Raw genomic sequence first — 282 nt, 5'->3', positions numbered from 1 at the left:
GGCGCTCCGGTCGGCCTCGACCTGATCCGCAAGGGCTGGCTGAACGTCGAGGTCGAGCAACCGCTCTACGCGCAAGCGGCAGCCGTCGCCATGTCCATGGACAAGATCGCCCACAAGCAGGAGATCAACCCCGGCGACTATGACGTACTCGGCCTGAAATCGGTGGTGACCAAGGAGGCCTGGGGCCCGAATATCAAGATCCCGGGTGCGGCGATCACCAAGGAAAACGTCGGCAACCCCGCCTTCTGGGGCAACCAGAAGCCACCGACGGATACAGTGAAG

The 282-nt window shown here is 63.1% G+C and carries 1 pseudogene; it reads left to right on the top strand.

Features of this window, described 5'->3' with window-relative positions:
* Positions 1-282, top strand: a pseudogene (locus EN852_RS40260) (sugar ABC transporter substrate-binding protein); the annotation flags it as partial.

The organism is Mesorhizobium sp. M2E.F.Ca.ET.209.01.1.1 (assembly GCF_004010375.2).
Taxonomy (GTDB): Bacteria; Pseudomonadota; Alphaproteobacteria; order Rhizobiales; family Rhizobiaceae; genus Mesorhizobium.
This window is presented reverse-complemented; position numbering and strand designations above follow the sequence as displayed.